The 9,356-nt window shown below is 39.3% G+C and carries 4 protein-coding genes; 2 read left to right on the plus strand and 2 right to left on the minus strand.

Features of this window, described 5'->3' with window-relative positions; translation table 11 throughout:
- Nucleotide 1: 1 nt before the first annotated feature.
- The gene (locus L659_RS0118510; protein WP_024591497.1) at nt 2-3,283 is read right to left on the minus strand and encodes a tetratricopeptide repeat protein; all 3,282 of its coding nucleotides are present in this window, start codon (nt 3,281-3,283) and stop codon (nt 2-4) included.
- A complete protein-coding gene (locus L659_RS0118515) occupies nt 3,283-5,991 on the minus strand; it encodes an endo alpha-1,4 polygalactosaminidase (protein WP_024591498.1) in 2,709 nt (902 codons plus the stop codon). The genes L659_RS0118510 and L659_RS0118515 overlap by 1 nt, the downstream gene beginning before the upstream one ends.
- Nucleotides 5,992-6,478: 487 nt before the next feature.
- Here L659_RS0118515 and L659_RS0118520 point away from each other — a divergent pair, with 487 nt between their 5' ends.
- Entirely contained in the window at nt 6,479-8,146 is a 1,668-nt protein-coding gene (locus tag L659_RS0118520; RefSeq protein WP_024591499.1) for a methyl-accepting chemotaxis protein, read from the plus strand.
- A gap of 131 nt (nt 8,147-8,277) precedes the next feature.
- On the plus strand, nt 8,278-9,356 hold a 1,079-nt coding region (locus tag L659_RS0118525), incomplete at its 3' end, for an IS4 family transposase (protein WP_024589926.1).

The raw sequence follows: 9,356 nt of genomic DNA on the forward strand, positions 1-9,356 counted from the left end.
ATTAAAAATGTACGTAATAACCTAATTGTAATTGTGTATCTGAGTTACCCACTTTATTACTACTTTGGTAACCCAGCTGTAATTTAAATAAATCATCGCCCAGTACAGACCAACCAGCGCCACTTGAAACTGATACATCTACTGTATCGTTAAGTGTTTGATAGCCAGTACTTATATCAAATAACCATGAAGGGCTTGCGCCTAAATAAGGAGGTTCTAAAGAACCAGTTGAAGCAAATGAGGTCCCTAGTGCAAAACGTCTAAATGGTTGAAGGTCAACTCTTAGAGGTCTTGATTCTGTATTTATTAATGCATTTACACGTTCAAAGTCTTGCCATTGCGCACTAAAATAAGCGTTCCAAATTGGGCGGTCTTTTAAAATGCTGTATTGGTAACGTGCATTATATTCTTGGCCATTTATTAGTGAGCTTCCATCGCTTCTTCGAGAAAAAGACACCGCTGCTGCTGATAGCTGTACGTTTTGTCTACCATCAATATTGTAGTTAACATAGGCCGTGGCTTTATCTAGCTGAGCATAGCTAAGTAGCGCTTCTGATTGGCGGTTTTCAACATTATATTCAAGCTTTAAACCTACCTGTGTACGCGAATCCCATTGATAACGAGAGTCTAAGCTAAAACCTTGACGGCTAACTAAGCTGCCTTGGTGAGAATCTATTTTTGCATCAAAATACCAACGACCAAATGTCATCTTATCTTCTATCGCAAACAGTAATCCGTTGTTATCAAGATTTTGCTGATTACTTAAACTTAATTTCCATTGCCCATTAGCATAAGGAAAATAAACGTTTACATCGTACTGGCTACTGTTTAAACCAGCCTCTGGCGATAGGTTTATTTCAAGCGCTCTAAAATAGGATGCGCGTGCATTTCTGAGTAAACTCAATTGCGATTCATTTGCCTCGCCAGCAAGTTCTTCGTACCAACGTTGCATGGTGGCATAGGGTTGTTTTAAATAGAGTAGGGCGTTTAGCTCATCTAATTTGCTTAGTGAACCTTCAGCTATAAGCTGTTTCGCTTTATTAAATTCGCCGTTGGTCATATAAAGTTGTAGTTTTTGCCATGGCTCTAATTTTTGTGCAGCCCTGCGCGCTAACCACCAGTTTGTTTGGGGCTCACCAATAGTGTAGGGAGCAAGTTCTTCCATTGTATTTAATTGCATTAAATGAGGAACAGCCATCGCGCCCGCCCAGCGGAACATTAGGCCTCTGTATGCATATTTATCTTTAGGTAAGTGTTGCAGTAAATAGTGATTAAGTTCAGCAGCATTTGCATAGTAGCCAAGTTGTTTCATTACATCGGCTAAGTTAACCAGTGTTGTTAAGTCACTTGGCTCTGCAATGACCAATTTACGCAAATAAAAGTAGGCACTGTTATATGATTTATCATAAATAGATAAGCTAGCTAAGAGCTGCGTCCACGCATAGGAAGTGTCGCCTTGAGAATAGCGCGTTAAAATGCGGCCAATCATTACAGTGTCATGCATTTGCAGCGCTAACCAACCTTGTGCAAGCACAACATCAGAGTCATATTCGCTTAATTTAGCAGCGCGGTTTAAAGTTGTATAAGCTGAATTTAAATCACTTTGGTTTTGATACCAATTTGAAAGAATTAACCAAGCAGGATAGAGAGCTTTATTATATCGTTGTTTATCAAGTTCAGCATGAATACGTGCAACTGATTTAGCATCATTTACTTGTGTGCTTAATAATGCAATTTGAATCAATTGACGGTCAGTTTGCGACTCGCTTTTCCATAAATAATCAAGAAGCTCCTGAGGCCGACCTTCAAAGCGCAGTTGTTGGTAGTGCAGCATGTCGCCTACGCTTAAAGGGCTTATTTTTTGTAACTGCTCTAATGCATATAGCTCATGAGCTTTGTCTTTGACTCGCGTAGCCATATCTACATTGGCGCTCCAAAACTCATCATCAGAACTTTGTTGCTTACTTTTTAGTACTTGCAGAGCTGTAGCAAAGTCATCGTTTAGCCAAAATGCGCGGGCAATCCAAAGTAAATCTTCTTCATTTTTAGGCCCTTTATATATAGGCCACAGGGCTCTTAGCGCTTCTAAATTACCAGTATCGTGAAGTACTTTTGCTTTCCAATATTGTGATAATGCACTTTTACCATTTATTTGCTCAAAGCGTTCAATATTGTTTAACTCTTGCTTTGTGTTACCAATAAATTCGTTAGCTTGCATCCAATTAGCAAAACCATTGCCTTTCAGACTTCTGTTTTGCGCCTTGTATTCGTATATATCATTAGCATCTTGGTATAAATATAAAGCGGTGGCATCGTTAATACTGTCGGTAAGCATCGCAGGGGTTACGGCTTTGTTAGACATTAGCCATTTAAATTCTCGAAGCGCTTCTTTAGGCTTGTTTTGCCAGCGTTTTATCTTCCAATTTAGTAAGTGTAGCTCTTTGTCATCTGGGCTCTGTAGTAATAATTTTGCGAGTAATTGTTCAGCCTCTTTTGCATTTCCATTTGCTAAACGCAGGTGCATTGCTTTTGTTAAGTAGTCGGTGTTATTTGGCTCAGCTTTTAATAAGCTTTCAATGGCTTGAGCTGCATCTTCTGTATTGCCAGCTAGGTTAGCTAAATAAAGGGTGCGTTTAACATCGGCTTTGTCACCATAGGTTTTCCACCATGCATAAGCTTGAATCGGGTTATTTGCGCCCAGTGCAGTTTCAATCGCTTTAACTGCAATGTCAGCATTTATATTTGTTTTATAAATTGCGAGTGCTTTGTCAGGTTCCCCTGCGCTTAACCAGTAATCGGCTGCAAGGAGTGGCTGTTTATTTTTTTGATAGTACTGAGCAACTTTTGCGTTTAACCCAACTGCTTTTGCAATAGTTAGTATTTGTTCGTTCCAATTTTTATGAGCACCAATTTTTAAAGATAGTTCTTCAAAACGGTCGTCAATATTAGCCCCGCTTGCTAGCCATAATGAGTAAAGCAGCTTTATTTCAAGCGTCGCTTTGCGCTCACCTCTAGGTAGTTTTTCAAGCTCGTTAGTGGCTTGTGAATACTCACTAAGCCCTATATGCAGCTCAACTAATTTTGCGCGTAGCTTTTCATTGTCGGGCTCTGTGTTGAGCGCTGCATTAAGGTACGATTTTTCAAAGGTATAATCTTGTGAAAGTTCATCATCTTCAAAAAATAAGGTGTGAGGAAATAATGCATAAAGTGCAAAACAACTTACAGCTAATATTGCTAATATTGTTTTTACAGAAATTAACTGAGGGCGCTTTTTAGCATTCATTATCGAGCGACTCCATTGCAGTTAAGATAACCATAAAATTGACCCTTTGGTAGATTAAAGTGTGTCACATTAGCGCGTGTTACACCTTTAAAGTGCTCACCCAAATTAGATACAAATTCGCAAGAGCGTGCATTCATTAAATCAAGTGAAGCGGGTACCCACGCTTTAAAACTAACAGGCCCGTTAACTTGCCAGTTATTAATAACAACATTTGCAGACGCTAAATAAGGTTTTTTACTATTTTGGCTGTGATCAAAGCTAAGGCGAGCTATGTTATTTATAATATGTATGTAGTCACCTTTTTCAGTTACACCCGATACACCTTCACTTTGAGCTATGTTTGGCACATCAAAATCGGTAGGTATCCGTAGAGTACGAATGTACTTTGAGCTAAATAACCATTCATTATTATTGTTTTTTGCAAGTGCAGAAAAGTAAAAATCTTTTGCTACTTTTGCATAATGGCTTAAATGCACCGGTGTATTTGGCCTTGCTAAAACATAATCAATGTTGTGTTTAAGAGCGTCTAAGCCCGCAAGAACTTCACCTGAATAAAAGTGATAATAAATAGTGTAAGGTTTTAACCTATATGGCTTTTCTGTTATTTCGAATGTTTCGGTTAAGCGTCTAAAGCCGTAATAAGGGCCATGCCATAGGTTTGTGTAAACATTTTCATTTAATATGGGGGCATAAATTTGATACAGCAAATCACGCTCAGGTCGGCCAATAGGTGATATATGTGTAAGACTAGGATTATCGGCATTTACATCAGTGTTACCACCGTTGACATTTAACACACCTGCATCACGAGCAAGTTCAAGTGCTTTAGGACCAGGAGTTGCATCACCAGACCAAAGTATCATCACTGTTTTTTTATTTTTAGGTGTGAGCTTTTCATCAATGTACTTTATTGAATCTGTAATTTCTTTTTTAAGGCTGATAGTGTTGTAGCCAGGTACATCTAGATGAAAACCGTAATCGGTGTCGTCTTCATCTATTTTTTTTCGCCCAGACAGTGCTGTCCAAAAATAGGGGTGACTATAAGTATGCGAAGCAACTTCTACGTAAGGTAGGTTAAAAATACTACGTGCAATGCCTTCAAGTTTGGCACTTTGTTTAGAGTGAATACCGCCTTCTTCAATGTCAGCTTGGATCACAGATGACGTCAAAGGCAGTTTATAGCGTTTAATTATTTCATCTCGAATCACTTCTGCTGAATAAGGCTTACCTTCGTAATGGGCAACACTTGTAAATCCATCTCCATCTATATGCAGCGTAAGCATTCGCCTGCCACTTTCGGTGGTTGTATCTGGCACTAATATAGGTGGTAGTCCCATAGCTTGAGTTAGTAGTGTACGCGGATCAATAACCCATTTGCTGCCTTCCATCGGAAATGTATCAATTAGCCAAGGAGCAACGACGACTGCACCATATTTAGTTTTAGCAGCTTGTACAACTATTGTGTCATCTGATGATTTTATTGTAATTAAAGGAGTCGCATCAGTTGCTAATTTGAGTAAGTATGGTTTAACAATAGGGGGAGGTGTTGTGGATTCTCCTTTGAGCCAAGGTGCAAAGCTATCTTGTTTATATGGACCTTCAGGCAGTGTGTTTAACGACTCAATACCCAAGCTTAATAATAATTTAGTTGATTGTGGTAACTCGCCTAAAATAAGCTCTGGCACCACACCTAAATTAGCTTCAAGCCAATTGGTAAGTGTTGGTGTGTAAAATGCGTCGCTTGAGGTCCACGAAATAATACCGGCATGTAAGCTAGGGTCAACCAAAGGTAAATCGCGCTTTGCCATATCTATGTAATCAGGTATATACCCCAAATACTCAATCATGGTCGCAAGCTTTAAATGTACGGTAGTGTAAATGAGTGGCTTTACGTTACTGTTATAAGGGATCAAAATGCGCCTAGGCACCGGTGTAATTGATGATGTTCCCCATGTTTGCAGGTGACCATCGGTTACCCATGGATTAAAACCGGCGTCTATAATATTTTGTGCCATAGCGAGGCGATTATCGGGTTTTGCATAATCAATAACTTGGACGTTAAGGCCTAAGTCTTGTGCTGTTTTTAATTGTGCGCTTAGCCAATCTTGGTCGTTTTTGTTGGTCAGCTTATAGCTATTGTCGGTTGGATTAAAGTGGCTATACAAACCCTCAGCAACTAAGTCTTTAGCTAAATTAGCGAGTTTAGGCAATAACTCAAAGCCCCGGTTAAGAATAAGGTGCTTATCAAAAGTCTCAGATAGTGAGCTTATTATGGTGACTAACCCAGCTTGTTGATCGGGTTTACTGTGTGTAGCATCTAATAGCTGATAGCTATCAAGGGTATCTAAAAATAAGCCGCTAAAGCCACGTGCTTTTAATGCCGCAGCGCTATTTGCAATATATTGTTGCCAATGTGCTGATGTTAAATCCGCAATGTGGCTATTCCAGTTGGGGTTTATGCTAAGTGATGACTCACTTTGATTAAACGACTCACCAACACTTAAATAAGCATAAACAGCAATATTACGCTGTTTAAACCAATTAAGTTCGTGCTCAGTCACAAGATCAGGCTGGACTACAACGCGAGAATAAAAGGTCATTTCGGCTAATGGCATCGGCGCTGAGTAGTAAAAAGCGATACTATTATTTACAGGTGCTGAGAATGCATGAGCAGACACTAAAAGTGCAAGGTATAAAATATATTTCATTAATAATTCATTTTTATTAGATTATAACTGTGACTCAAAGTGATGCGTTCCGATTTTCTAGTTGTTTGGTATTAGTAATATAGGGTTATTATATGTTAATGGAAGTTTAATATCTATATGTTCATTATTTATATGAACCTAAAATCAATACTAACATGAGTCGTGCGTTAACTCATTACATAGCTGGTGATTAGCCGTCTCAGTACGCTATAAAATTAAGTTTAGATCAATGCAGCTGCTAGAACTTTAAATCTCTAATGAAAGAGTGGCAAATTATATATTAATTAATACGAAGGTCTCAGTGTTTTTAGTGTCCAAATACCTTCCTTGTGACTATAATATCTGCTAATTGAGCATAGTATGAGTTTACTCCCACCAATTTGTTTTTATTTACTATGCTTTTAAACCCAATAAAACAATGTAAACAGCCGTAATTTAATTTTTGGCTATTGTCGCTATATATGCATTTATATACCCCGGAGAAATAATGAGTAATTTAAGCTTGAAAAACAAACTGTTGTTATTAGCTATATTGCCCTTAATGCTACTTTTGATTAGCTTGATGCTGAGTTCTTATTATTTAGAGAATAAAAATCAGCAACAAAATTTTGAAGCATTTCAAACTAAACTAATAAGTGACAAACAAACGTTGCTAAGCACCGAGGTGGAAATTGCCAGTAAAATTGTGCGCTATCAAATAGCAAATGGCTCTGAGCAAGATGCTAAAAACGCTTTAAGAGATTTAACATTTGGTCAAGGTGGTTACTTTTTTATATACGACACAAATGGCGTTAGTGTTTTTCATGCATTATTAGGTGATGCTATTGAAGGGCAAAACAAAATAGGGATGACTGACCCTAACGGTAAAAAAATAATAGTGGGCTTATTAGATCAAGCTAGAAAAGGCGGTGGCGCTTTTAACTATCATTTTCAAAAACCAAATACCACAGGCTTAGTTGAAAAAATGGGCTATGCAGCAATGATCCCAGGTACAAACTGGATGATTGGTACTGGCGCATATATGGATGATATAGGCGCAGAACTACTTAAATATCAAACAGCAATGCAAGAGCACATGAATGATAAGGTAGTGACCTTATTGCTAATTGCTTTATTTTGGGTTGTGTTAACTATTGTATGTGCGTTAGTTGCCGCAAATACAATGGTAAAACCAATACAGCGCATGGCGCAAAGCCTTGACGATATTGCAAAAGGTGAGGGCGATTTAACCAAACGTTTAGATATTGATACTAACGATGAAATAGGCCAACTTGGCGAAGCATTTAATATGTTTGTAAGTAAGCTACATGGCATTATTGCCAATGTGGTTGATGTAACACACGATGTAAAAACAGCCTCTAGTGATATAAATACACAAACACGGTTAATTGAAGACAAGCTACTTAATCACAATCATGAAACAGACCTTGTTGCGACGGCTATTACCGAAATGTCGGCTACTTCTCATGAGGTGGCTCAAAATACGAATCAAGTGGCAGAGTCAACCCAAGCGGCAACGCAAGAAGTTGCTAAAGCTCAAGAGTGTGTTGATATTTCACTCAGTGAGGTGTCTAACCTAATGGGCGAGATAAACCTAGCCGCAGAACAAGTTGATTCACTCAGTGATCAATCTAAAAAGATTAATAGTGTACTAAGCGTAATTGGTGGAATTGCCGAGCAAACAAATTTACTTGCACTTAATGCTGCAATAGAAGCTGCACGAGCAGGTGAGCAAGGGCGAGGGTTTGCTGTTGTTGCTGATGAGGTAAGAAGCTTAGCAAGTCGTACTCAAGTTAGCACATTAGAGATTAGTGAAATGTTGAGTGAGTTACATAATTTAGTATCGGATGCTGTAGCCGCAATGCAAGCGAGTCAGAATAGTTGTAATCGCTCAGTAGAATCGTCTCGTGCTATTTCAGAAAGTTTAGGTGCGGTAACAACCTCAGTTAGATCAATTAACGACATGAGTACGCAAATTGCGACAGCGGCGCTGGAGCAAAGTAGCGTTACAGAAGAAATAAACCGTAATGTATTTGCCATTCAAGAAATCGTTAATGAACTAACTATTTCAAGCAAAACTACCTCTTCGGTAGGCCAGCATTTAGCTGCGCGTGGTGAAAACTTAGGCCAGCTTGTTGGCCAGTTTAAAATTTAACAAAGTTTAAAGCTTTACAGTAAAAGCCGCTAATAGCTAACACCGATCAGTTAAGGTATTTTTGATCGGTTGACTGATCTTTTGGTTGCTTCACAATACCCTTATCATCTTTTGATTATGAGGGTATTTTTATGCTTAGTCATTGGTTACTTGATACGGATATATTCGCCACTCCTGACTCTTTATCTACATTTCAGAAACATATCCCTCTTGAGTGGATTTCTAATGTGCTCGAGCAGACCGATAAAGCAAGTATTCGCAAACGTAAGTTACCTGCTGAGCTTGTCGTCTGGCTTATCATTGCAATGGGTCTTTTTCGCGACCGCTCTATTAGTGACGTTGTTGAGAAGTTAGATTTAACACTCACTGATACCCTGGGCGATACGGTTGCTCCAAGTGCTATTCCTCAAGCGAGACAGCGCCTGAGTAGCGACCCCCTCCAAGCCTTATTTCACCTATGTGCAGCCCGTTGGACACAAGAAGAAGATGCTGATGATACGTGGTATGGACTCCGGTTATTTTCTGTTGATGGAACGCAATTTCGTGCACCTGATACACCTGCTCTTGCTGAGCACTTTCACTATATTAAGCACAGTAAAAACCGTCATACAGAATATCCTATTGTACGCCTATGCGCCTTAAGCTCCTTGCGTAGCCGGTTGATACACCACGTTGCCTTCGGGCCCAGTTATCAAGGTGAGGTGAACTACGCAAAGCAGTTATTTGGTCATGTAAGTGATAACAGTCTAACTATTTTTGACCGATGTTATCTCAGCGCTGAGCTACTGATTAATTGGCGTAAGCAACACCCACAGTCGCACTGGATGGTCCCGATTAAAAGCAACACGCAATACACCGTCATTGAATCTTACTCTGAGCATGACTTCAAAGTAGAGATGAGTGTATCTGCGCATGCCAGAAAACAAGACCCTTCGCTTCCTGAGTGCTGGCAGGCCAGACTGGTTCTTTATCCTGAGCCAATGGGGCCTGGAAAAATAAAAGGTCTGCTGTGCTCTTTGGATGATAAACAGGCTTTTGGTGCACAGGCCATTCTTGATGTCTATTTCGAGCGCTGGGAAATTGAAAATAGCTATGGAGAAATAAAACACCAGATGCTTGAGGATAGTATTCTTTTGCGTAGTCAGACTGTGGATGGAGTCAATCAAGAGCTATGGGGTATATTGCTAGCCTACAATTTAATTCGAGTAGA

Origin of the sequence: Pseudoalteromonas sp. S8-8 (assembly GCF_000497875.1) — a bacterium.
Classification (GTDB): domain Bacteria; phylum Pseudomonadota; class Gammaproteobacteria; order Enterobacterales; family Alteromonadaceae; genus Pseudoalteromonas; species Pseudoalteromonas arctica.

What these genes read in the sequence shown, in the direction of transcription:
- L659_RS0118510 (WP_024591497.1), bottom strand. Translation starts at nt 3,283, where the DNA reads ATGAATGCTAAAAAGCGCCCTCAGTTAATTTCTGTAAAAACAATATTA.
- L659_RS0118515 (WP_024591498.1), bottom strand. Translation starts at nt 5,991, where the DNA reads ATGAAATATATTTTATACCTTGCACTTTTAGTGTCTGCTCATGCATTC.
- L659_RS0118520 (WP_024591499.1), top strand. Translation starts at nt 6,479, where the DNA reads ATGAGTAATTTAAGCTTGAAAAACAAACTGTTGTTATTAGCTATATTG.